This window comes from Cellulophaga baltica 18 (genome assembly GCF_000468615.2).
Classification (GTDB): Bacteria; Bacteroidota; Bacteroidia; order Flavobacteriales; family Flavobacteriaceae; genus Cellulophaga; species Cellulophaga baltica.
On the sequence record NZ_CP009976.1, the window covers coordinates 1892271 to 1917782 of the forward strand.

18 protein-coding genes and 1 riboswitch are annotated in these 25512 nt (G+C 35.2%); of the genes, 10 read left to right on the forward strand and 8 right to left on the reverse strand.

Annotated features, from left to right (window positions below; translation table 11 throughout):
• Window positions 1–43: 43 nt before the first annotated feature.
• The 7 genes from M666_RS19960 to M666_RS08085 all read right to left on the reverse strand — a co-directional run bounded on the left by M666_RS19960 (window position 44) and on the right by M666_RS08085 (window position 6315).
• On the reverse strand, window positions 44–892 hold the full coding sequence (locus M666_RS19960; RefSeq protein ID WP_029447094.1) for an energy transducer TonB: 849 nt from the start codon (window positions 890–892) through the stop codon (window positions 44–46).
• Window position 893: 1 nt separating this feature from the next.
• Complete coding sequence (locus M666_RS08060) at window positions 894–1352, reverse strand: energy transducer TonB (RefSeq protein WP_029447093.1); 459 nt, start codon at window positions 1350–1352, stop codon at window positions 894–896.
• Window positions 1353–1359: 7 nt separating this feature from the next.
• Window positions 1360–2184, reverse strand: coding sequence for a thymidylate synthase (locus tag M666_RS08065; protein WP_029447092.1), 825 nt, complete (start codon window positions 2182–2184; stop codon window positions 1360–1362).
• A 145-nt stretch (window positions 2185–2329) separates the two neighbouring features.
• A complete protein-coding gene (locus tag M666_RS08070) occupies window positions 2330–3796 on the reverse strand; it encodes a NupC/NupG family nucleoside CNT transporter (protein WP_029447091.1) in 1467 nt (488 codons plus the stop codon).
• A gap of 24 nt (window positions 3797–3820) precedes the next feature.
• Window positions 3821–4450 (reverse strand): bifunctional nuclease family protein, encoded by a 630-nt coding sequence (locus M666_RS08075; RefSeq protein WP_024481782.1) that lies wholly within the window; start codon window positions 4448–4450, stop codon window positions 3821–3823.
• Between the two features lie 90 nt (window positions 4451–4540).
• Window positions 4541–5509, reverse strand: a complete 969-nt coding sequence (locus M666_RS08080) for an electron transfer flavoprotein subunit alpha/FixB family protein (RefSeq protein ID WP_029447090.1) — start codon at window positions 5507–5509, stop codon at window positions 4541–4543.
• Between the two features lie 65 nt (window positions 5510–5574).
• On the reverse strand, window positions 5575–6315 hold the full coding sequence (locus M666_RS08085) for an electron transfer flavoprotein subunit beta/FixA family protein (protein WP_029447089.1): 741 nt from the start codon (window positions 6313–6315) through the stop codon (window positions 5575–5577).
• Window positions 6316–6492: 177 nt separating this feature from the next.
• Here M666_RS08085 and M666_RS08090 point away from each other — a divergent pair, with 177 nt between their 5' ends.
• The 5 genes from M666_RS08090 to M666_RS08110 all read left to right on the forward strand — a co-directional run bounded on the left by M666_RS08090 (window position 6493) and on the right by M666_RS08110 (window position 14340).
• Entirely contained in the window at window positions 6493–7470 is a 978-nt protein-coding gene (locus M666_RS08090) for a pyruvate dehydrogenase complex E1 component subunit beta (RefSeq protein ID WP_024481779.1), read from the forward strand.
• 106 nt (window positions 7471–7576) lie between these two features.
• Window positions 7577–10072 carry a DUF5686 family protein gene (locus tag M666_RS08095; RefSeq protein ID WP_029447088.1) on the forward strand — a complete coding sequence of 832 codons (2496 nt, stop codon included), beginning with the start codon at window positions 7577–7579 and terminating at the stop codon, window positions 10070–10072.
• A gap of 138 nt (window positions 10073–10210) precedes the next feature.
• Window positions 10211–10738 carry an inorganic diphosphatase gene (locus M666_RS08100; protein WP_024481777.1) on the forward strand — a complete coding sequence of 176 codons (528 nt, stop codon included), beginning with the start codon at window positions 10211–10213 and terminating at the stop codon, window positions 10736–10738.
• A 115-nt stretch (window positions 10739–10853) separates the two neighbouring features.
• Window positions 10854–13271, forward strand: coding sequence for a sodium-translocating pyrophosphatase (locus M666_RS08105; protein WP_029447087.1), 2418 nt, complete (start codon window positions 10854–10856; stop codon window positions 13269–13271).
• Window positions 13272–13341: 70 nt separating this feature from the next.
• Window positions 13342–14340: an App1 family protein phosphatidate phosphatase gene (locus M666_RS08110; protein ID WP_029665096.1), complete on the forward strand. Its 999-nt coding sequence runs from the start codon at window positions 13342–13344 to the stop codon at window positions 14338–14340.
• A gap of 35 nt (window positions 14341–14375) precedes the next feature.
• Here M666_RS08110 and M666_RS08115 read toward each other — a convergent pair whose 3' ends face one another.
• The gene (locus M666_RS08115; RefSeq protein WP_024481774.1) at window positions 14376–14990 is read right to left on the reverse strand and encodes a deoxynucleoside kinase; all 615 of its coding nucleotides are present in this window, start codon (window positions 14988–14990) and stop codon (window positions 14376–14378) included.
• Window positions 14991–15288: 298 nt separating this feature from the next.
• Here M666_RS08115 and M666_RS08120 point away from each other — a divergent pair, with 298 nt between their 5' ends.
• From M666_RS08120 to thrA, 5 genes are all read left to right on the forward strand, one after another.
• Window positions 15289–16185, forward strand: coding sequence for a GLPGLI family protein (locus tag M666_RS08120; protein ID WP_029447086.1), 897 nt, complete (start codon window positions 15289–15291; stop codon window positions 16183–16185).
• Window positions 16185–18881, forward strand: coding sequence for a carboxypeptidase-like regulatory domain-containing protein (locus M666_RS08125; RefSeq protein WP_029447085.1), 2697 nt, complete (start codon window positions 16185–16187; stop codon window positions 18879–18881). Before M666_RS08120 ends, M666_RS08125 begins: the two co-directional genes overlap by 1 nt.
• 219 nt (window positions 18882–19100) lie before the next feature.
• Window positions 19101–20357: a methionine adenosyltransferase gene (metK, locus tag M666_RS08130; protein WP_029447084.1), complete on the forward strand. Its 1257-nt coding sequence runs from the start codon at window positions 19101–19103 to the stop codon at window positions 20355–20357.
• Between the two features lie 155 nt (window positions 20358–20512).
• Window positions 20513–20637, forward strand: a riboswitch (SAM riboswitch).
• Between the two features lie 135 nt (window positions 20638–20772).
• Window positions 20773–22047: an O-acetylhomoserine aminocarboxypropyltransferase/cysteine synthase family protein gene (locus M666_RS08135; protein ID WP_029447083.1), complete on the forward strand. Its 1275-nt coding sequence runs from the start codon at window positions 20773–20775 to the stop codon at window positions 22045–22047.
• A gap of 48 nt (window positions 22048–22095) precedes the next feature.
• Window positions 22096–25479 (forward strand): bifunctional aspartate kinase/homoserine dehydrogenase I, encoded by a 3384-nt coding sequence (gene thrA, locus M666_RS08140; protein ID WP_029447082.1) that lies wholly within the window; start codon window positions 22096–22098, stop codon window positions 25477–25479.
• Window positions 25480–25512 lie beyond the last annotated feature (33 nt).

Sequence of the window (25512 nt, forward strand, 5' to 3'; positions counted from 1 at the left end):
TACAAAAAGGCCGAAACAAATTTGTTTCGGCCTTTTTTGTATGCTATTCGAGTCTAAATGTAATAGGGAGAGAGAAGGGAACCTTAACAGGTTTTCCACCTTGTTCTCCGGGCTCCATTTGAGGTAGTTTAGAGATAATTCTCCTTGCTTCTAACTCCATTATAGGATGGGAACCTCTGGTTTTTATACCTGTTATATTGCCTTCTTTGTCTATAACAAATAAAACGGATACTCTTCCTTGTATTCCTTTTTCTTGTGCAAATTCTGGATACCTAAAATTTCGCATGATGTGTTTCATCATTCTTTGCTGAAAGCATTGTTTTCGCTGTTGCTCAATTTCTATTTCGCAACCAGGAAATACAGGTACTTTATCTATGACGTTAAATTCAAAGGTTTCTGCGTTTTCTTTTTCCTTGGTTTTTGGCTTTTCAAATCTAGTTTTAATATCTACAACTTTAAATAGTGCTCTTTCCTCAGGAATAATTTTTAATTCTAAAATAAAGGTGGTGTTGCCTTCAATGCCATCTTCTGTAGGGGGTAACATTCTTGGTAATTGCGCTATGGAGCTTTCTAAAGGCTCTCGGATTTTTTCATCATCAGAGTCATAGAAATCAACCTTATGTATTTCGCCAATGGAATCTACTTTAAAATTAAAATAAACAGATCTTCCGTTAGTATTAGTTTCTGTCTTTTCTTCTTGGTAGCTAAATGAAGCGTCAAAGTTTGTCATCAAAACTTTTCTAAAACATTCTTCCGCAGCACTACTTGTTGGCGCATTGCAATTCTTAAAGTTTGCAAAGTTGTTTTCTAAAAAAGGGTTATAATCTGTAGTTTGTGATAGAGCATTGAAAGAGATAAGTGCTATGGCTACGCGTAAGAAATTGGTCTTCATATTAGAGTTTAAAGGTTAATGGAAGAGAGTATGGAGTTCTAACAATTTTGCCTCCATGTTGAGCAGGTGCTAGCATATTAGGGATTAAATCCGTTATTCTTCTAGCCTCCTTTTCCAATAACTCGTGAGATCCTCTAACAGTTATGTTCGTTATTTTTCCTGTTTCATCGATTAAGAATCTACAAAAAACACGCCCTTGAATGTTTTCTTTTTTAGCTTCCTCGGGATACCTGAAGTTTGCGCTAATATGATCGTATAATTTTTGCTGAAAACAAGCTGTTTTATCTGCAATGTCTTCACTTTCGCAACCTGGGTAGATGGGGGCTTGATCTAAAACGATAAAGGGAATTTCCTGAATTGCGCCGTCCTCTTTAACTTCTTCGATACTTATTTCTTGTTGTGCTATTGCTGCGTATTGAAGAGATAGGAATAATAGAAGGAATGCATAGATTTTTTTCATGGTGTAGTTATATAGCAACCACGCCTTTGATGTGTGGGTGCGGATTATAATCTACTAAGGTAAAGTCTTCAAATTTAAAATCAAAGATATTCTTCACTGCTGGATTTAGAACCATTTTTGGTAATGGTTTCGGATCCCTACTTAATTGCAGCGCAACCTGATCCATATGGTTATTATAGATATGAGCATCACCAAAAGTGTGTATGAAATCTCCTGCCTCATAACCGCAGGCTTGTGCCATCATCATGGTAAATAAAGCATAAGAGGCGATATTGAAAGGAACGCCTAAAAATATATCTGCACTACGTTGGTATAATTGACATGATAATTTACCATCAGCAACATAAAACTGGAAGAACGCATGGCATGGTGGTAAAGCGGCTTTTCCGTTGGCAACATTTTCAGAGAAGGATTTGGTAGTATCTGGTAATACACTTGGGTTCCATGCAGAGATAAGCATTCTTCTACTGTTTGGATTGTTTTTTAGTGTTTCAACTACCTCCTTTATTTGATCAATTTCTTCGCTATTCCAATTACGCCATTGGTGTCCATAAACAGGACCTAAATCGCCTTTTTCATCAGCCCATTCATTCCAAATACGTACGCCATTTTCTTTTAAATAATCAATATTGGTATCCCCTTTTAAGAACCAAAGCAATTCATAGATTATTGATTTTAAATGTAGTTTTTTGGTGGTTACCATAGGAAAACCTTCACTTAGATCAAAACGCATTTGATATCCAAAAACACTCTTAGTTCCCGTACCTGTACGGTCGCCTTTTTGATTTCCTGTTTCTAATACATGGTTTAATAAATCGTGATATTGTTTCATAATAGTACGGTAACTTATGTTATTGCTGTGAAAGCTTATCTGAAATCAAAAATAAGAAATCAAACGGAATGTGATTCTATTTTAAAAATAAATAGAATTCATGGCTTCGTGTGTTTTTTTAGGATTTATCGGTTTTGATAATGAATTATCCTAGAATCATCCCTGCAATAGTTGCAGAAAGTAAAGAAGCTAAAGATCCTCCTAGAACTGCTTTAAGTCCAAACTCAGAAAGTGTTTTACGTTGTCCTGGAGCTAAAGACCCAATACCGCCAATTTGAATTCCAATAGATGCAAAATTGGCAAATCCACAAAGCATATAAGTAGCCATAATTACAGATTTGTTATAGGTGAAATGAATGCCATTTGTAGCATCTTTCAAATCGGCAAGTTGTATGTATCCAATAAATTCACTTGCGGCTAATTTTATTCCTAGCAGTTGCCCCATGAGCATAACATCTTCTTTAGCAATCCCAATAAGCCACATTAATGGGGCGAAAATGGTCCCTAAGATAGATTCAAGCGATAGCTTTTCGTATGAAGAGTTTGCTGCAATCCAACCATTTAAATGAGTGAAATCTCCAAGCTCTCCAAATACCCAATTTATCATGGCAATAAAAGCAACGAAAACCAGAAGCATCGCTCCTACGTTAACAGCAAGCTTTAAACCTTCTGTAGTTCCATTAGCAATAGCATCTAAAAAGTTGGATCCAATCTTTTCAGTAGATACATGTACATCGGTATTTACAGCTTCGGTTTGTGGATATAGTATTTTAGAAATTACAATTGCTCCAGGAGCTGCCATTACAGAGGCTGCTAAAAGGTGCTTTGCAAATTGTAAGCGAAGTATTTCATCATCTCCACCTAAGAATCCTATATATGCCGCTAAAACAGCGCCGGCAACGGTTGCCATACCACCAATCATAACTAATAAGATTTCGGACTTATTCATTTTCTCTAAATAGGCCTTAATCAATAAGGGAGCTTCTGTTTGTCCTAAAAATATGTTTCCGGCAACACTTAAACTTTCTGCTCCTGAAATACCTAAGGTTTTGGTTAACATCCAAGCTAAAACCTTTACTACTTTCTGGATGATGCCCAAATAAAATAGCACAGATGTTAAAGCAGAAAAGAAGATAATGGTAGGTAGTACTTGAAAAGCAAATATGAATCCGAAGGTATCCATATCAACAACAAGGCCTTCGAATAAAAATTTACTACCAGCCGTGGTAAATTCTAAAACTTTTACAAAAAGTTTACCAATCTTATCAAAAATGTATTGAATAAATGGCACTTTTAAAACACCAATAGCGATGATTACCTGCAGGCCTAAACCAATCCCAACTGTTTTCCAATTAATTGCTTTTCTGTTTGCACTGAATAGGAAAGAAACTAAGATTAAAGAGACCATCCCTAATAGACCTCTAAAAAGGCTATTCAGGGTAAACCCTTCATTTGGGCGTATGCTAGGGTTGTTTAATACGGTAGGAGTAATATCATTTATAGTGCTCGTGTCTATAGATGATGTTATAGTATCTAATGGGGTAATTTCTTGGGCAAATATAGGGAGGGCTAATAGTAATATAATTAGCGTTAACCAAAGGCTTTTTTTCATCAAAATAAAATTAAAATAAAGTAATTATTGGCGTTTGGAAATTTCATCCCTTAATTTGGCAGCTTTTTCATAGTTTTCACTGGTGACTGCATTTTCTAATTCTTTGTAGAGCTCTTCAATAGAAAGCTCAGAATAGCCATCAGAGGCAGATCCTGTAATCTCTACAGTTTCGCCTTCTTGTAAAATTTCATTGACCATGATACTGTCATCAGCGGTTTCGTCTTCTTTATCCTTACTTGAGAATTTTAAAAAGATACCTGCTTTGTCTAAAATGGTTTTATAAGTAAAAATTGGAGCATTGAAACGTAGGGCCAGTGCAATGGCATCACTAGTTCTAGCATCAATTATTTCTTCAATTTTGTCGCGCTCACAGATAATACTAGAATAGAATACACCGTCTACAAGTTTATGTATGATCACTTGTTTTACCACTATATCAAACCGATCTGCAAAGTTTTTGAAAAGATCGTGTGTTAAGGGTCTAGGAGGTTTTATTTCTTTTTCTAAGGCAATAGCTATGGATTGAGCTTCAAAAGCACCAATTACAATAGGCAACTTTCGGTCGCCTTCAACTTCATTCAATATTAGGGCATACGCACCATTTTGCGTCTGACTATAAGATATCCCCTTTATTTTTAATCTAACTAAGCTCATAAATATTAAGTAAACGCTAAGGGCTGTTTAAATAAAAGGCAAGACCTATATATTTAAACAGCCCTTTTAAGAGGCACAATTTAACAAAAATTAAGCGTTTTGAGCTTTAAATTCTTTTAATTTTTCGATTAACTGAGGTACAACTTCAAAAGCATCACCTACAATACCGTAATCTGCTGCTTTGAAAAATGGTGCTTCTGGATCAGAATTAATCACCACTTTTACTTTAGAAGAGCTTACCCCTGCTAAATGCTGTATAGCTCCAGAAATACCAATAGCAATGTATAAATTACTCGCTACCGGTTTACCAGTTTGACCCACATGCTCTCCATGAGGTCTCCATCCTAAATCAGATACAGGTTTAGAACAAGCGGTAGCTGCACCAAGTACCTCTGCTAACTCTTCTATCATTCCCCAGTTTTCTGGACCTTTCATTCCTCTACCTGCAGAAACTACGATGTCTGCGTCTGCTATTGTTGCTTTACCAACAACTTTATCAATTTCTACAGATTTTGTAGCAAAATCAGCATCACTAACAGCAGCATCAAAAGCTTCTACAGCTGCTGTAGTACCATTTTCATGGATACCAAAAGAGTTGTTAGAAACGCCTATAATTTTAACGTCGGTGCTTATTTCAGAAAAAGCGAATCCCTTGTTACTAAAAGCCGTTCTTTTTACGGTAAATGGCGAAGTGCTTTCTGGAGCAGCTACGACATTAGGAACGTAACCTGCTTTTAAGTATCCAGCTAATAAAGGAGCTAAATATTTAGTATCTGTGCTTGAGCTTAAAATAATAACTTTAGCGCCTTCTTTTTCAACGGCCTGGTGAATGCTGCTTGCATATGCTTTTGCGTTGAATGTTTTTAGAGTGTCATTGCTAATGTTTAATACTTTTGAGATACCATAGGTACCTAAGCTTTCATTTTCAGTAGCGTTGAAGGAAACTGCTGTAGCAGTAGTTCCCATTTGTTTTGCAACTTCGGCAGCATAAGAGGCAACTTCAAAAGCATTTTTCTTAAACTTTCCGTTTTCAGATTCTGTATATACTAATACTGACATAATAATATTATTTTTTTATTCCCTAGAAAAGGGAGACTAGTTTAGACTTAAAAGAGAATTATGGGTTAGATTACTTTTGCTTCGTTATGCAATAAGGTAACCAATTCATCTACAGAAGAAGCTAACTTTACAGCTCCTTTAGCAGCAGGCTTCGTGAATTTTGTGTCTTGAGTGGCGTTTAATGCATCAATAGGTTCTACTACTGTTAATTTTTTCTGACGCGCCATCATGATTCCTCTCATATTAGGAATTCTTAAATCGCTCTCTTCTACAAGACCTTTTTGACCTCCAATAATTAAAGGTAAACTTGTTGCTATTTTTTCTTTTCCTCCGTCAATTTCACGTAATGCCGTAGCACTTGTTCCATCAACATCTAAACTAATGCACGTGTTCACAAAGTTGATATCTAAAAGGCTGGCCATGATTCCAGGAACCATACCTCCATTATAATCAATAGATTCTCTTCCCGCAATTATTAAATCATAAGCACCTTCTTTAGCAATATTCGCTAGTTGTTGTGCTACAAAAAAACCGTCTGTAGGTATCGCATTTACACGGATAGCTTCATCTGCGCCAATAGCAAGAGCTTTACGCATGGTTGGTTCTACACTTGCTTCACCTACGGTAGCGATATGTACTGTTGCACTTTGTTTTTCTTTAAACCACATGGCTCTAGTTAGGCCAAATTCATCATTAGGGTTAATAACAAATTGAACACCAGCAGTGTCAAACTTTGTATCATTATCCGTAAAGTTTATTTTAGACGTAGTGTCTGGAACATTACTTATACAAACTAATATTTTCATTATTTATGGAATTTTATGTTTCTAAAGACTGCTAAGATAGCCAATATTTTTCAAATTTACTATGCATGCATAGTAAATTTTATAACTTTTTTTGCGAAATACAACGTTTATTATGACATATATTTTCCTATTTTTGCTATCCTTTTGGGAATACAATTATAAAGAAACGCCGTTTTAATGAAAACAATACAATTTAGAGAAGCTATTTGTGAGGCAATGTCCGAAGAAATGAGAAGAGATGAATCTATCTATTTAATGGGTGAGGAAGTCGCTGAATATAACGGAGCTTACAAAGCCTCAAAAGGAATGCTTGATGAATTTGGTGCAGACCGTGTAATTGATACACCTATATCTGAGCTTGGTTTTGCAGGAATTGGAGTTGGTTCTGCTATGAATGGGAATAGACCTATTATAGAGTTCATGACGTTCAACTTTGCTTTGGTAGGGATTGATCAGATCATAAACAATGCTGCAAAAATTCGTCAAATGTCTGGTGGGCAGTTTAATTGTCCTATCGTTTTTAGAGGTCCTACAGGTTCTGCGGGTCAATTAGGAGCAACGCACTCTCAAGCTTTTGAAAGCTGGTTTGCAAATTGTCCTGGTTTAAAAGTGGTGGTTCCTTCGAACCCAGCTGATGCTAAAGGATTATTAAAAGCTGCTATACGCGATAACGATCCCGTTATTTTTATGGAATCTGAACAAATGTATGGTGATAAGGCTGAAGTGCCAGAAGGAGAATATTTAATTCCTTTAGGTGTTGCAGATATTAAAAGAGAAGGTACAGATGTTACTATTATCTCTTTTGGTAAAATTATCAAAGAAGCTTACAAAGCTGCAGACGAGCTACAAAAAGAAGGTATTAGTTGTGAGATTATTGACTTACGTACGGTTAAGCCTTTAGATTATGAAGCAATTCTTAAATCTGTAAAGAAAACAAATAGAGTGGTAATTCTTGAAGAAGCATGGCCTTATGGTAATGTTGCATCAGAAATTATCTACCATATTCAATCTAATGCATTTGACTTTTTAGATGCTCCAATTGAAAAAATAAATACGGCGGATACGCCAGCACCTTATTCTCCTGTTTTATTGGCGGAATGGTTGCCTGATTATAAAGATGTAATAAATTCAGTTAAGAAAGTATTATATAAATAAAATACCTTTTGTAAGATTAAAGTAGCTTTACTGACTAACCTGGTCGGTAAAGCTTTTTTGGTTTTTTAAAATAAAAGCTAGTGTAATTGTAGAACCCCATCTTTCAATGAAAAAAATACTTTTATTCTTATTCACGCTATATTCATTTTCACTACTATCACAAACAAAAGTTAGTGGTGTGGTTATAGATGAGGCAGGGATCCCTGTAGCTTTTGCAAATATAATTTTCAAAGGATCTTCAGAGGGTACCATCACCAATGATGACGGTGTTTTTTATATGGAATCTGATAATACCTATGAGACTCTTCAGGTGTCTTTTGTAGGATATGAAACCAAAGATATCACTTTAGATAGTAAAGTTACTTACCAAATGAAAGTGGTATTGGCTGAAGGTGGTGAGCAATTAAAAGAAGTGGTGGTTTATTTTGGAAAACAATCTAAAAAGAACAATCCAGCTATAGATATACTACGTAAAATTTGGGAACGTAAACGTAGTAATGGAGTAAAGCATTACAAGCAATACAATTACGATAAGTACGAAAAAGTAGAGTTTGATTTAAATACAATTGATAGTGCTCTTATTAAAAGTAAAATTTTTAAAGGCTTAGAATTTGTTTTTCAAGATCTTGACACCTCAAGAATTACCGGGAAAACTTATTTACCTATCTTTTTGAACGAAACCTTTTCTAAGGTGTATGGTGATAATTTAAAAGGAGAAGAGAAAGAAGAATTGCTAGGAACAAAAAACTCAGGTTTCAGTAACAATCAGGCATTGACGGCTTTTGTAGAGGATCTGTATTCCGATTACGATATTTATAATAATTACTTGAAATTTTTTGACAAGAGTTTTACGAGTCCGCTCTCTAAGACCGGGGTAGATGTCTACAATTACGTTTTAGCAGATAGTAGTTTTATTGATAATAAATGGTGCTATAATATTATTTATTACCCAAGACGAAAAAACGAGCTTACTTTTAAAGGTAACTTCTGGGTGAATGATTCTACCTACGCCATCAAAAAAATAAATCTTGAGGTTACTAAAAGTGCAAATATAAACTGGGTCAAAGAGATTTATATAGAACAAGATTTTGAAGTGGTGAATGATTCTGTTTTTCTTTTGAAAAGAGATTACATGCTGAGTGATTTTAGCTTGAGTAAAAAAGAGGAGTCCAAAGGGGTCTACGGCAAGCGTACTACCGTCTATAATAATTACGTTTTTGATCAATACAAAGACCCTAAGTTTTATAAAAATTTATCCAATCAATTTAATTCTGGAATTGTAGAGCGAGATACGACCTTTTGGCAAAATAATAGGTTAGAAGCGCTCAATAAAGATGAAGCGGGTGTTTATAAGTTGTTAGATACCCTTAAGACGGTTCCGAAATTTAAGAGTTTTTACAATATAGCCAGTATCTTAGGTTCTGGATATGTGGAGATTGATAAATGGAATTTAGATATCGGTGATGTCTACAGTACATTCGGATTTAATGATGCGGAAGGTATTCGTGTGAGGGCAGGTGCAAGGACATATTTTGGGCAAAATGATCCTTGGCGAATAGAGGCATATACTGCATATGGTTTTGATGATCATAAATTTAAACATGGTATTTCTGGGAAGTTTTTATTAGATAAAAAATCACGTTTAATAATATCAGGAGGTAACCGGAGAGATATTGAGCAGTTGGGCTTAAGTCTTACGGCCACCACAGACGTTTTGGGTAGAAGTGCGGCGTCATCGTCCTTGTTTTCTGTGGGCTCTAATGACCGTTTGACCAATATTAACTTATCTACGTTTCAGGTAGAGGCAGAACCCTTGCATAATTTTATATTTAGAGTGGGTGGCTCCTTGCGTACGTTAAGCTCGGCATTACCAGATGCATTTAGCTTAGATTATTTGGATCCAGAGGCTCCTGCAGGAATTTCTTCGGAGTTAAAACAATTTGACTTTAATACGACCTTAATATATACGCCAGGTAAAAGAACCATTGGGTACGGCGTAGAGCGCAGAAATATCAATGACAATTATAGTACCTTATTTTTAACGTATACCAAAGGGGTAAAAGACTTTTTAGAAAGCGATTTTGATTACGAGAAAATTCAATTTTCATATACGCAGCCTTGGCAAATTGGAGGGTTTGGTAGATTGTTAAGTACAGTAGAGTTAGGTAAAACTTTTGGTGATGTGCCTCTGGGCTTATTAAATGTCATTCCTGGAAACCAAACCTTATTTTCTATCTATGGTACGTTTCCTAATTTAGATTTTTATGAGTTTGTCACAGATACGTATGCCTCTGTTCATTTAGAACAGAACTTTAATGGCCGCTTATTTTCTAGAATTCCCATATTAAAAAAATGGAATCTTAGGGAGATTGTTGGGTTAAGAGGTGTCTGGGGAGATCTTTCTAATGAGAACATCTTATTAAATAGTCCTACAAATATTCCTTTGCAAGCACCAAATGATACTATTTACTGGGAATATTCGTTTGGAGTAGGGAATATATTTAAGATTTTAAGAATTGATTTTAATTTTAGAGGAAATTATTTAGAGAGTCCCGAAGCAAGACCATTTAGTGTTACGGGGTCATTTGGATTTAATTTTTAATAGGAAACTGTTAAATTTACTACACCGTTTTCGTAAGATTATACTTGAAATTGCTTGTTAAATCCTTAGATATTTAAACCATTTACAGAGGTAAAATAAATTATTCAAGTATCTTTGTGTACAAATTACAGTATTATTATGAGCGAAAAATTAGAAATAACTTTCGATGTTCTAATCGAAATTCCAAAAGGAAGTAGAAATAAATACGAGTACGACTTTACATTACACAAAATTAGATTTGATAGAATGCTTTTTTCATCGATGATGTATCCTGGTGATTATGGATTTATTCCAGAAACACTTGCTTTAGATAGTGATCCATTAGATGTATTAGTTTTAGGACATCAGCCAACTTATCCAATGGTGGTTATGGAAGTTAGACCTATTGGTGTTTTCCATATGACAGATGAAAAAGGGCCAGATGAAAAAATTATCTGTGTTCCTGTTTCAGATCCTATATGGAGTAGTAATCATGATATCAGTGATCTTAATCCACATAGATTAAAAGAGATAGAACATTTCTTCAGAGTTTATAAAGATTTAGAAAAGAAAAAAGTAGATGTTGGTGGATGGGGAGATGCTAAGGAAGCTCTTGAAATTTACGAGCAATGTGTACAGCGTTACGAAGAAAGTGACCATAAAAAGAAACGCACTTTCACCATATAATTTTGAAATTGTCAGAATAAAAAAAAGTCATGCTATTAAAAAGCATGACTTTTTTTGTTATGTTTAAATTTTATGCGTTTTTTTGAGAAATAATTAATAATTAACGGACTAATTTATGAAATCAATGATTATCTATATGCCTATAGTGATGGCACTTTTAGGTTTACTTTACATGGTTATTAAGAAATCATGGGTACTAAAGCAAGATGCGGGAGATGGAAAAATGAAAGAAATTTCAGATCACATCTATGAAGGTGCACTTGCATTTCTAAATGCGGAATATAAGCTTTTAGCAATTTTCGTAGTAGTCGTTAGTGTGTTGCTGGCTATTGTCTCTTTTATAGTGCCAACCACACATTGGTTAATTGTTATTGCGTTTATTTTTGGTGCTATTTTTTCTGCTTTTGCAGGGAATATAGGAATGAAAATAGCGACTAAAACAAATGTAAGAACAACGCAAGCCGCAAGAACTAGTTTGCCTAATGCTTTGAAAATCTCTTTTGGAGGTGGTACTGTAATGGGGCTTGGGGTTGCTGGCTTAGCTGTATTAGGTTTAACCGCATTCTTTATTTTCTTTTTCCACTATTTTATGGGAGGTGTTTGGACCAATACGATGGATATGACTATCGTTTTAGAAACCTTAGCAGGTTTTTCATTGGGTGCAGAATCTATTGCACTCTTTGCACGTGTAGGTGGTGGTATTTATACGAAAGCGGCAGATGTAGGAGCAGATTTAGTAGGTAAAGTAGAAGCAGGTATCCCAGAAGATGATCCTCGTAATCCTGCAACTATAGCAGATAACGTTGGAGATAATGTAGGTGATGTTGCAGGTATGGGAGCAGATTTGTTTGGTTCTTATGTAGCTACCGTATTAGCTGCAATGGTTTTGGGTAACTATGTGATTAAAGATATGGGCGGAGCTATTCAAGATGGCTTTGGAGGTATCGGTCCCATTTTATTACCGATGGCAATTGCAGGTGTAGGTATTATCATTTCGATTATAGGTACCATGTTAGTGAAGATTAAAAATGATGATGCTAAAGAGTCTCAAGTTATGGGGGCTTTAAATATTGGAAACTGGACATCTATAGTTTTGGTGGCAGTTTCTTGTTTTGGCTTGGTTACTTGGATGTTACCAGAAACCATGAAAATGGAATTTTTTGGTGAGGGCTTGCAGGACATTTCATCCATGCGTGTGTTTTATGCTACGTTAGTTGGCTTGGTGGTAGGCGCTGTGATTTCTTCGGTTACAGAATATTATACAGGTCTAGGTAAAAAACCAATATTAAAAATTGTACAGCAGTCAAGTACAGGAGCAGGTACAAATATTATTGCGGGTTTAGCTACGGGTATGATTTCTACATTTCCTTCCGTATTATTATTCGCAGGGGCTATTTGGGCATCTTATGCTTTTGCTGGTTTTTACGGGGTATCCTTAGCAGCTTCTGCGATGATGGCAACTACAGCAATGCAATTAGCTATTGATGCCTTTGGTCCAATAGCTGATAATGCAGGAGGTATTGCAGAGATGAGTGAGCAAGAACCAATCGTAAGAGAGCGCACAGATATTTTAGATTCCGTAGGGAATACAACAGCAGCAACCGGTAAAGGATTTGCAATTGCTTCTGCGGCTTTAACATCATTAGCACTTTTTGCGGCCTATGTTACGTTTACGGGTATAGACGGTATTAATATTTTTAAAGCACCAGTTTTAGCCATGTTATTTGTTGGAGGTATGGTGCCTGTAGTTTTTTCTGCCTTAGCGATGAATGCGGTAGGTAAAGCGGCCATGGAAATGGTACAAGAAGTACGTAGGCAGTTTAGAGATATACCTGGAATTATGGAGGGCACAGGAAAGCCGGAATATGATAAATGTGTAGCTATTTCTACAAAAGCATCTTTAAAAGAAATGATGCTGCCAGGGTTGTTAACTATTGGTTTTCCATTAGCAATAGCTTTTATTCCAATGATCTTTGGGATGAATAATTTAGCGATAGCAGAAATGCTTGGAGGCTATATGGCAGGTGTTACTGTTTCTGGTGTGCTATGGGCAATTTTCCAGAATAATGCCGGTGGTGCTTGGGATAATGCTAAAAAATCTTTTGAAGCAGGTGTAGAGATTAACGGAGAAATGACATTTAAAGGTAGTGAGGCGCATAAGGCGGCTGTTACTGGAGATACTGTTGGTGATCCATTTAAAGATACTTCTGGTCCTTCTATGAATATCCTAATTAAACTTACTTGTTTGATAGGTTTAGTGATAGCTCCAATATTAGGTGGCCATGCAGAAGAAGGCATTTCTAGAGTTCAAGAAGAAATAAATATAGAGGTAAATACAAATAATACAGACGTGGCAGAAGCGAATGTTACTTACACCACTATAGTAAATGGAGTGTCTAAAACAGATGAAAAGATATTTAGTGGAACGCCAGAAGAAGTAGGAGTGCAGGTAGAAGCTTTTAAGGAGACTAGCGTTAAATCTGATGATTCTCAAATAGAAGTTGAGATAGAAAAAGTGACCCTTAGAAAATAGATTTATTTTTTTTATTTTTAAACCTGCTAATAACTAATATTAGCAGGTTTTTTTGTATTATTTTAGTGTGATGTTATTTAAGAAAGATCCTTTACAAATAATTACATTTGATGCTTACGGCACCAATTCTCATTTCTATTTAAGGGGGAGAGCGCTTGAAGATGAGTCCATTAACTTAGATGATAAAGGCTGGTTTAATTTGATGTTGAATACCTGGAAACGGTTAGAAACAGATGAAGTAAAGCATACCAACATAGATATTACTTTGCCAAACGGCCAAGTTTTGCAAACATCAACCGATAATCATGGATATTTTAAAATGGAAACGGCTGTTCATGATTTGCAGAAATTAGCCAACGAAGAAGACTGGGTGAACTTTGAAGTCTCTTACTCAAATCCAAATATTAAACGAAAGATTACCCATGAAAATAGATTTCCTGGTAAAATTCTAATCCCATCTAAGAAGGCTGTTTTTGGGGTGATTACAGATATTGATGATACTATTTTGCATACGGGCGTAGTCTCTACATTAAAATGGCGCGTATTGTTTAATACTGTTTTTAAAACTGTAAAAAATCGTTTACCGCTTACTGGTGCTCCAGATTTTTATAACCAATTACATCGGGGAACATCAGGAGAGAATTCTAATCCAATATTTTATGTGAGTCATAGTCCTTGGAATTTATACCGTTATTTAGAACTGTTTCTAAAGCAGAATGATTTCCCTAAAGGACCTATTTTACTTCGTAGTTTCAATTCTTTCTTTAAAAGGAAAAGAGACGGGCACAAACCACAAAAGCAAATAGAGATTCTTGGTATTTTAAAAACGTACCCAGCGTTGCCCATAATTTTAATTGGAGATAGTGGCGAGCGTGATGCAGATATTTATAAGGAAATAGCAGAACAATTTCCAGACAGAATTTTGGCCATCTACCTAAGAAGTGTAAATCATAAAAAGAGAATGATACGGGTAAAAAGCCTATTTGATAATTATAAAACAACACCTGTTTTATTTGTAGAAAATAGCGACCAAGCAGTGGCGCACGCAAAAAAAATGGGATTCATATAAGATACGAACCCCATTTGTAAATGTTAGATAGACGCTTAAAACAAGCCATTTATCTCTGCATCAATTCTATTTATGATAGTGCCTAAATCCTCAGGATTATCTACAAAGTCTAAATGGTCAACATCAATAATTAAGAGTTTTCCTTTTTCATAGCTCTGACTCCATGCTTCATAACGTTCATTAAGTCTGCTTAAATAGTCTATGGAAATCGTATTTTCATAATCGCGTCCACGTTTGTGAATCTGACTTACTAAATTGGGAATAGAACTACGTAAGTAGATTAATAAATCTGGCGGTTGAACTAATTTTTCCATTAGCTCAAATAGGCTAGAGTAATTGCTAAAATCTCTGTTCGTCATCAAACCCATCGCATGAAGGTTTGGTGCAAAAATATAAGCATCTTCGTATATGGTACGATCTTGAATGATGTTTTTCCCCGTTTCTCTTATTTCTAAAATCTGGCGAAACCTACTATTTAAAAAATAAATTTGAAGATTAAAACTCCAACGCTCCATTTGATTGTAAAAATCATCCAGATAGGGGTTGTCTACAACATCTTCAAAATGTGGTTCCCAGTTAAAATGTTTTGAAAGTAATTTGGTTAAGGTTGTTTTTCCTGCGCCAATATTTCCTGCAATTGCAACATGCATAATTCGTCTTCTTAATGGTTTTATTTATAAGCGTTGGATCCTTACTATTTAAAATTCTAGTGCATGCTCGTGGCACTTTTGATTTTAAAATAGCTTTAATACCTCACTTTGTACTTTCCCAAAGGGGCACACAATATACAACGATTCTTGGGTAGTAGAAAAAATAGTTGCTGAAATGCATGAATGTTTTTTGAGGCTATGATCTATTAGAAATAATACAATAAAATTTATTTATCACCTTAGTTTTAAACCTTTTCTATTTTTTTTAGTCACAGAAGGACAATAACCTAATACGATCATGAAAAAAATTCTACTATTTATCGTTACCTGTCTTCTTCATTTTTCTAGTACACAGGCTCAAGACTTTCAAGGAAAGGCAATCTATCATTCTAAAACATCTGTGGCCGACTTTAATTTTGGGGGGCGTGAAATTTCTGAAGAACAAAAGAAAAGATTCATGGCGCGCATGAAAGAACAGTCTGAAAAAACATTTATACTGACGTTTGATAAAACTGCTGCAATTTATGAGGAAGAAGAAAAGCTAGAAACTCCAGGAAGAGATAATGGAGGAAGAGGTAGATTTAGATTTGGAGATTTTTCTGGAGGTAAATTATATAAGAATATTAAAGACCAAGATTATGCTAAAGAATCAGAAATGTTTGGTAAAGTATTCTTAATCAAAGATGACCTGAAGCAATTAAATTGGACGATGGGTTCTGAAACAAAAAAAATTGGCAATTATATGTGCTATAAGGCAACGGCTATACAAGCGATTGATTCTACAGATTTCGAAACTTTAAGAAGAAAAAGAGATCAGGAAAGAAGAAAAGAGAATGCCACCAAAAAGGATACTACACAAAATAAGACGCGTATTTTTAAAGAGACAGAAGCGGTAAAAGAAATTGAAATTACAGCTTGGTTTACTCCTGAAATTCCTGTAAGTCAAGGACCAGGAGAATACTGGGGCTTACCGGGTTTAATATTAGAAGTTAATGCAGGGAATACCGTATTGCTTTGTACTAAGATTGTTTTAAATGCAGATGAAAAGGTAGAGATAAAAGCACCTACAAAAGGAAAGGTTATATCGCAACAAGAATATAATGAAACACTTTTGGCTAAGATGGAAGAAATGTCAGAACGCTTTAGGGGTGGTAATAGAGGTCCAGGTGGTAACTCAAATCGAGGAAGAAACTAATGAGAAATCTATTTATAAAAAAGCAGGTACTGGTGCTTATTGGCTTAATTGCTTTGGTGAATGTTGCTAGTGCTCAGAAAATCACCATTACGGGAGTCTTAAAAGATTCACTAGGAAGCCCCTTAGATATGGCAAATGTAGTGGCTGTAAATCAAGAGACAAAAAGTTTAGATGGTTTCGGAATTACAGATCCTAATGGAAAATATAAGGTTAGCGTGAACCAAAACAGTACTTATAGCTTAAAATTCAGCTATATCGGTTTTCAACCTAAAGAACTATTGATTAAAACCCTAGAAGAAGACCTACAACGCGATATAATATTGGCAGAACAGGCACAGAGCTTAGATGAGGTTGAAGTAGTTTATGAGATGCCTGTGGTAGTGAAAGGAGATACCATTGTGTATAATACAGACTCTTTTGTAACGGGAACGGAAAAGAAATTAGAAGATGTACTAAGTAAGCTGCCGGGAGTAGAAATAAATGACGATGGCGAAATAGAAGTAGAAGGAAAGACCGTTACTAAAGTGATGGTCGATGGAAAAGATTTCTTTGATGGAGATTCTAAACTAGCAGCAAAAAACATTCCTGCAAATGCTTTGGATAAAATAGAAGTGCTTAGAAATTATAGTGAGGTGTCGCAATTAAAAGGCGTAACAAATAATCAGGACAATGTAGCTTTAAATATTAAATTGAAATCAGGAAAAGAAAAGTTTTGGTTTGGAGAAATTACGGCTGGTTTAGGGTTAGATAGTAGGTATCTGGCGCATCCTAAACTATTTTTTTACAGTCCTAAATACAGTATCAATATCTTAACAGATCTTAATAATATTGGGCAATTGCCATTTACCTCTAGAGACTACAGAAATTTCACAGGTGGTTTTAGAAGTAGAACAGGAAATACAGGCACTAGTTTTAACGTTGGTGATGGTGGTTTGGGATTGTCTCAGCTTCAAAACAACCGTGCTAAAGAAATAGAAACAAGATTTGGAGCGGTTAATTTTAGTTATGCTCCAACAGAAAAACTAGATTTAAGCGGATTCGCCATTTATTCTTATGCGAATACAGACTTACAGACGGTGGCTACGCGAACATATATTAGTAGCAATCAGCAAGAAGTAACTACAACAGGTACAGAACAAACATCTAATTTAGGGTTATTAAAGCTAAGTGCCGCTTACAAGCCAAATACAAATGTACAGGTGGAATATGATGTTCTTGCAAAATTTTCTGATGAGAATGAAGATGTAGGAATATTGTCTGTAGCAGATGTTACAGATCAAATTTTTGAAAACAAACAGCAAACTCCTTCTAGCCTTAATCAAAACGCTAATGTGTATTACACGATAGATGAAAAAAATATATTGGCTGTTGAAGCTCAGTATTTAATCCAAAATGAGGATCCGTTTTATAATGCAATCAGAGAAATACAACCTTTTGAAAGTATTCTTCCTTTGAACGAAGACCAAGCGAATTATAACATCAATCAAGATCGAAAAATAAAAACGAATAAGTTTGATTTTAAAACCGATTACTATTTTATTACAGGGGCAAAAAGTAATATTAACTTTACGTTAGGAACCACGCAAAGTAGTCAGAAATTCAATTCAAATATTTTTCAAATTTTGGATAACGAGTCAACCTTAGCGTTTACAGAGGACGATTTGGTTAATGATGTGGAATATAAGTTTTCTGATATTTTTGTAGGATTTCATTATAAATTAATCGTCGGGAAATTTACATTTAATCCAGGATTTAAAGTTCATGATTATACGGCGAAAAACACACAATTAGCTACATCGGTTACAGATGATTTATTCAACGTTGTTCCAGATCTTTTTGTAAACCTTCAATTAAAGCAGTCAGAGAGTATTCGGTTTAATTATACGGTTAACAGACAGTTTTCAGATATTGATAAATTTTCTAGAGCCTATATTTTTAGTAATTACAATTCCATGTATCAAGGAAATCGTGATTTAGAAAGTGCTTTGTTTCATAATTTATCACTTAATTTTTTCAGCTTTAGCATGTTTAACATGCAAAACATTTTCGCTACTGTTAATTATAGTAAACGTGTAGATGCTTTTAAAAATAATAGTGCTATCGTTGGCATTAATCAAGTAAGTTCAACCATCAATTCTAATTTAGAAGATGAAGTGTTGTCCGGATCTGCTAATTTTCAAAGAACATTTGGTAAGATAAAAGTGAGTTCCAGAGGATCGCTTTCTTATTCTAATTTAAATAATATTGTTAACGGTAGCCCTAGTACGTCAGAGTCTTTAACACAAAGCTATAGAGCATCCTTAGCCACAAGCTTTAGAGATGCCCCAAATGTAGAGGTGGGTTATAACTATGCCCTTAATAATTACGATAATGGAGGAAATTCTTCTACGTATTATACAGACACTCCATTTCTTAAAGTTGATGCGGCTTTTCTAAAAAGTTTTATTTTTCTAGCAGATTTAGATTACTACCATTATAGAGATAAAGCAAATACTATTGATAATGAGTATGGTAATTTAGATACCAGTTTATCTTATCAAAAAGAAGATAGTAAGTGGGAGTATAGTGTAGAAGTGACTAATTTGTTGAACAATACAGAACTCAATCAAGATAGTTTTAATGAGCTTTTTTATAGAACCTCATCGTATGTGGTGCAACCACGATATGTAATGTTTAAAATTAAATATGATTTATAAATCTGCAAATTGTTGTTAAACCATTTTTCAGACTCCATCTTTTATTTTACTTTTGTGCCATTATTAATTGAGGACGGATTTGACTGATTGCAACCTCAGCTGCTAAATTATATTTAGCACAAGAAAAATGCTAAAGCAGTTATGACCGAAATTCCTTTTTCGGTTCATAAACTTCTTTTAACCTTTCTGTCAAGTCTATTCTAGAAAATAAAACCATTTATGGCTTATTTATTCACATCAGAATCTGTTAGTGAAGGACACCCAGATAAAGTAGCAGACCAAATAAGTGATGCGCTTTTAGATAATTTTTTGGCTTTTGATCCAGAAAGCAAAGTAGCTTGTGAGACATTAGTAACTACAGGTCAAGTAGTATTGGCAGGTGAAGTTAAGAGTGATACCTATTTAGATGTTCAACAAATAGCAAGAGATGTTATTAATAAAATTGGATATACTAAAGGAGAATATCAGTTTAGCGGAGATTCGTGTGGTGTTATTTCTTTAATACATGAGCAGTCTAAAGATATTAGTCAAGGGGTAGATCGCGGTTCTAAAGAAGAGCAAGGTGCAGGAGATCAAGGAATGATGTTTGGCTACGCTACTAAAGAAACGGAAAACTACATGCCTTTGGCTTTAGATATTTCGCATAAAATATTACAGATCTTAGCAGATTTAAGAAGAGAAGGTAAAGAAATTTCTTATTTAAGACCAGATGCTAAGGCGCAAGTAACTATAGAGTATAGTGATGAAAATGTACCTCAACGTATAGATACTATTGTAGTTTCTACTCAGCATGATGCTTTTGATGCTGATGATGAGAAAATGTTGGCGAAAATTAAATCGGATATCATTTCTATCTTAATTCCGAAGGTAAAGGAGCAATTACCAATTCATATTCAGACATTATTTGATGATGCTATTACCTACCATATTAACCCAACAGGGAAATTTGTTATCGGTGGTCCTCATGGAGATACGGGGTTAACAGGTCGTAAGATTATTGTAGATACGTACGGGGGTAAAGGTGCTCACGGTGGGGGTGCATTTAGTGGTAAAGATCCTAGTAAAGTAGATAGAAGTGCAGCCTATGCTGCGCGACATGCCGCTAAAAATTTGGTGGCAGCAGGAGTTGCAGACGAGATTTTAGTACAAGTGAGTTATGCTATTGGAGTAGTAGAGCCAACCTCTATCTATGTAGATACGTATGGTACTGCTAAGGTAAATTTAAACGATGGGCAGATTGCAAGAAAAGTAGCTGAGTTATTTGATATGCGTCCGTTTGCCATAGAAGAGCGTTTAAAATTGCGTAATCCTATTTATTTGGAAACAGCAGCTTACGGTCATATGGGTAAAGAACCAATAACAGTAACAAAAACTTTTGAATCTCCTTACAATGGTAAAGTAGAGAAAGAAGTAGAATTGTTTACTTGGGAGAAGTTAGATGCTCAAGAGCAAGTGAAAACTGCATTCGGTATATAAATATTTAATGGTTTTAGCGGTCTGGTTTAAATAATTAGAGTAGACCGCCAAAATCTTAACAAAAAAGTATCTTTTTATAATTATTGGTGAATAATTAGGATTTTAAAAACTTCCGATGTTATATTTGCACCGCACAAGTTCAAACACGTATTGAATAGTTATCAAGAAAGGTGGAGGGAATAGACCCTTTGAAACCTTAGCAACCCTTTGTTCTTTTTAAGAGCAATGAAGGTGCTAAATTCTACCAAAAATTGCATCATGCATTGGCGGCAGATAACGAAAAAATTAATTGCTATCTCTAGCAATTGAATATTTCTTCTTAATAACTTTTTGATTTTTATCTAACGCGACCCTATAGGTCTGATGTTAGAGTTTGGCTTTTTATTTTAGTATTAATTTAAAAAACAAAAAAATCATGAGTACTCAAAAATTAGCAACAAACGCTTTACATGCAGGGCATGACACTACGCAAACAGGAGGAACAAGAGCAGTGCCCATCTATCAAACATCATCATATGTTTTTAGAGATACGGACCATGCTGCAAAATTATTCTCATTAGGAGAATTAGGGTTTATTTACACCCGTTTAAATAACCCAACAAATCAAATTTTACAAGATCGTTTGGCGGCTGTTGAAGGTGGTGTAGGTGCTGTTGTTTTCGCTTCTGGTACTGCAGCAATTGCTACAGGTTTGTTAACTTTATTAAAAGCAGGAGATCATATTGTTGCTTCTAGTAGTTTATATGGAGGTACGTTTAATTTATTGAATGTAACCTTACCTAGATTAGGCATTACCACCACTTTTGTTGATGCTGCTCATCCAGAAAACTTTGAGAAGGCTGTTCAAGATAATACCAGAGCTATTTTCGTAGAATCTTTAGGGAATCCTAAATTAGATGTTTTGGATTTAAAAGCAATTGCGACCTATGCAAATGCAGCACAAGTGCCATTTATTGTAGATAATACCGTGGCTTCACCTGTATTGTTAAACCCAATTGAACATGGAGCAAACCTTGTTATTCATTCGCTAACAAAGTACATTGGCGGTCAAGGAACATCATTAGGAGGTGCTATTATAGATGCCGGTACTTTTGATTGGACCAATGGGAAATTTCCTGAATTCACGGAGCCTTCTGCGGGGTATCATGGATTGGTGTATAGCGAAGCTTTGGGAGCAGCAGCATTTACGTTTAAGCTAATTTTAGAAGGTTTACGTGATTTTGGTAGTGCTTTGAGTCCGTTTAATGCATTTCAGATTATTCAAGGATTAGAGACCTTACCTGTGCGGATCAAGCAACACAGTGCAAATGCATTAGAGCTAGCAACATGGTTGGAGGGTAGAGATGAGGTTGCTTGGGTAAACTATCCTGGATTAAAGAGTAGTGCCTATTATGATTTGGCTAAAGAGTATTTGCCAAAAGGGCAAAGCGGTTTAGTGACCTTCGGTATAAAAGGTGGATTTGAAGCGGCTCAAAAAGTAACCGATGCTACTAAAATCTTCTCGCTATTAGCAAATATTGGTGATACAAAATCATTAATTATTCATCCAGCGAGTACTACCCATCAACAATTAACAGCAGAACAACAAGAAGCTGCTGGGGTGCCACAAGATTTGATACGCCTGTCTGTGGGATTGGAAGATATAGAGGATTTAAAGGCAGATTTAATTCAGGCTTTTGCCTCATTGTAAGTAAGCTTAACCTTTGGTAAAGCAAAAAGATTGAAATAAAAATAAATTATGCTACAGCATTTAACAATACCCAAGTATACTAATCACGGCGGATCAACTCAGGATATTAAATTGTCTTATCAAGTTTTTGGGCCTGCGTTGCACACAGCACCAATTATAGTGGTAAATCATGCCTTAACAGGCAGTTCAGATGTTGCTGGAGAGCAGGGTTGGTGGTCTGCATTGATTGGAGATGGAAAATGTATTGATACTCAAAAATATACCATTTTAGCTTTTAATGTACCCGGTAATGGGCATGACGGTTTTGTGGTAGAGAATTACAAAGATTTTGTGGCGCAAGACATCGCAAAAATATTTTTAATAGGATTAAAAGAACTGCAAGTAAACAAGCTTTTTGCACTTATAGGTGGCTCAATGGGAGGTGGTATTGCTTGGGAAATGGTTGCTTTGGAACCTAATTTGACCGAAAATTTAATCCCTGTAGCGTCCGATTGGAAATCTACAGACTGGTTAATTGCGAATTGTCAGATTCAAGAGCAGTTTTTGTTGAATTCTAGTCAACCTGTACATGATGCGCGTATGCATGCGATGTTGTGCTATAGAACTCCAGAATCATTTAAAGAGCGTTTTAAACGTAGCACAAATGAAGAATTACATGTCTTTAATGTAGAGAGTTGGTTAACACATCATGGCGCAAAATTGCAAGAGCGTTTCCAATTGTCAGCCTATAAGCTGATGAATCAGTTATTAAAAACAATTGATATTACAAGAGATGCTAAAGATGCTTTTTCAACTATAGAAAAAAGCGCAACCCATATTCATATTATAGGGGTTGATTCTGATCTGTTTTTTACGGCCCAAGAGAATAAAGATACCTTTAAGCAATTGGCGCAAGTTAATAGCAATGTTACCTACGGGGAGATAAGGTCGCTGCATGGCCACGATGCTTTTTTAATTGAATTTCAGCAAATGGAACAGTTATTAAAAGGCATTTTTGATCAGAATGGAAAGAGTAAGCGTATCAAAATATTAAAATTCGGAGGGAAATCGTTGGCTAATGGTGATGGTTTACATCGGGTTTTAGAAATTGTAACTACGAAAGTAAAACAGGGAGAAAATATTGGAGTAGTATTGTCTGCACGCGGTAAAGCCACAGATCAGCTAGAAACTATTCTTAAAAAGGCAAGTAAAGGCAAAGAGTATGCTAAAGATTTTGATGCTTTTAAAGCGTATCAACAATCAGATTTTAACGTTAATTTGTCTTCAGAATTTACAGATTTAGAAAAGCTTTTTGAAGGGGTTTCTTTATTAGGCGATTATAGTGCAAAAATCAAAGATCAAGTATTGTCTTTTGGAGAATTGATTTCTGGGAAAGTGACTACGCAATTATTAAATGCGAATGGCGTAAAAGCTAAATTCATAGATTCCCGAGAACTAATAAAAACAGATAGCAATTTTGGTGATGCTCAGGTATATGAGGCATTGTCTAAAGAGCATGTTTTAGAGGTTATCTCTAAATTAGATACTAGTGTGGTTCCAGTAATGACTGGTTTTATAGCATCAAACAAAGCAGGGGAGACCACAACCTTAGGACGAAACGGAAGTAATTATTCGGCAGCGCTAATTGCTAATTTCTTAGATGCGGCAGAATTGCAGAATTATACGCATGTAGATGGGATTTATACGGCTAACCCTGATTATGTAGCAGATGCAAAACGTATTGCGGAGTTGTCTTACGGGGAAGCAAATGAATTGGCAAATTTTGGGGCGACCATCTTACATGCAAAAACGATTATCCCTTTAATAGAAAAAAATATTCCATTGCGGATATTAAATACATTTAATGGAGATAATGAAGGAACGCTAATTAGTGCAAAGACAAGTAAAGAGGGGATAAAATCGCTTTCAGTAATTGAAAATGTGGCCTTGGTAAATTTTGAGGGGCGTGGTTTATTAGGTAAAGTCGGAGTAGATGCACGAGTTTTTAAAACATTAGGAGCAAATAATATTAGTGTGAATATCATATCGCAGGGGTCATCAGAACGTGGTCTTGGTTTTGTGGTAGATGCTGATAAAGCAGAAAAAGCGAAAGAGGTTTTAATTGATGAATTTAGCTCAGATTTTCAAACCAAAGATGTGAACATGATTACCGTAACTACCGATGTTTCTGTGATTTCTATTGTAGGTCAGGATTTGAGTTCTTTTCATAAGCCTTTTAATGAGCTGATAAAAAACCAGATTGTTCCCTTGTTATTTAATAATACAGTAACGGGTAAAAATGTCAGTTTAGTTGTACGGCGTAAAGACCTTTACAAAGCGTTGAACGTAATGCACGGTCAAGTTTTCGGAATTAGTAAAAAAGTGAATCTTGCTATATTTGGTCATGGAAATGTTGGAGGAACACTGATAGATCAAATTTTAAAATCGGCTCAAAGCATAGAAGAACGTAAAGGGATTCAATTAAATGTTTTTGCAGTGGCGAACTCTAAAAAAGTGTTGTTAAATAAAAGCGGAATTTCGGAAAACTGGAATGCTGATTTAGATAAAAATGGTGAGCCATTTGATCTAACTACAATTTTCGATTTTGCAAAAGCACATCATTTAGAGAATTTAATAGCGGTAGATAATACGGCAAGTAAAACCTTTGTAACATCATACTTAGAATTGATAGAAAATGGGTTTGATTTAGTGTCTTCTAATAAGATCGCCAACACCTTGAGTTTTGATTTTTATCAAAATTTAAGAACAGAACTCGTAAAAAGTCAGAAGCAGTATTTGTATGAGACTAATGTGGGAGCGGGACTTCCATTAATAGATACTATTAAGTTATTGCATTTGTCGGGGGAGAATATTACGCGTATTAAAGGAGTATTTTCAGGGTCGTTGAGTTATATCTTCAATACTTTTTCAGAGGTAGATAGGCCATTTTCATCGATTTTAAAAGAAGCGATGGAAAAAGGATTTACGGAGCCAGATGCTCGTGAAGATCTTTCTGGGAATGATGTGGGAAGAAAACTTTTAATACTAGCTAGAGAATTGGATCTGAGTAATGAATTTGCAGATATTAGTATTCAGAATTTAATTCCAGATTCTTTGCATACTGTAACGGTAGCCGAATTTAAAAATCAGTTAAGTACGCTTGATGCTATTTTTGAAAAGATTAAAAAAGAACAAAAGCCAAATCATGTATTGCGCTATGTAGGTGATTTGTCTGGAGATTTGCAAAAAGAGAAAGGGAATTTAGAAGTAAAATTAGTTTCGGTACCTAAAGAAAGTGCATTAGGACAAGTAAAAGGCTCAGATTCTATTATAGAAATATATACGGAGTCTTATGGTGAAAATCCGTTAGTGATTCAGGGAGCAGGAGCGGGAGCAGCAGTTACTGCTCGTGGCGTTTTTGGTGATATATTAAGGATTATAGAAAAGAATTGACATGAATATAATTTAGTTATCAAATAATTATTC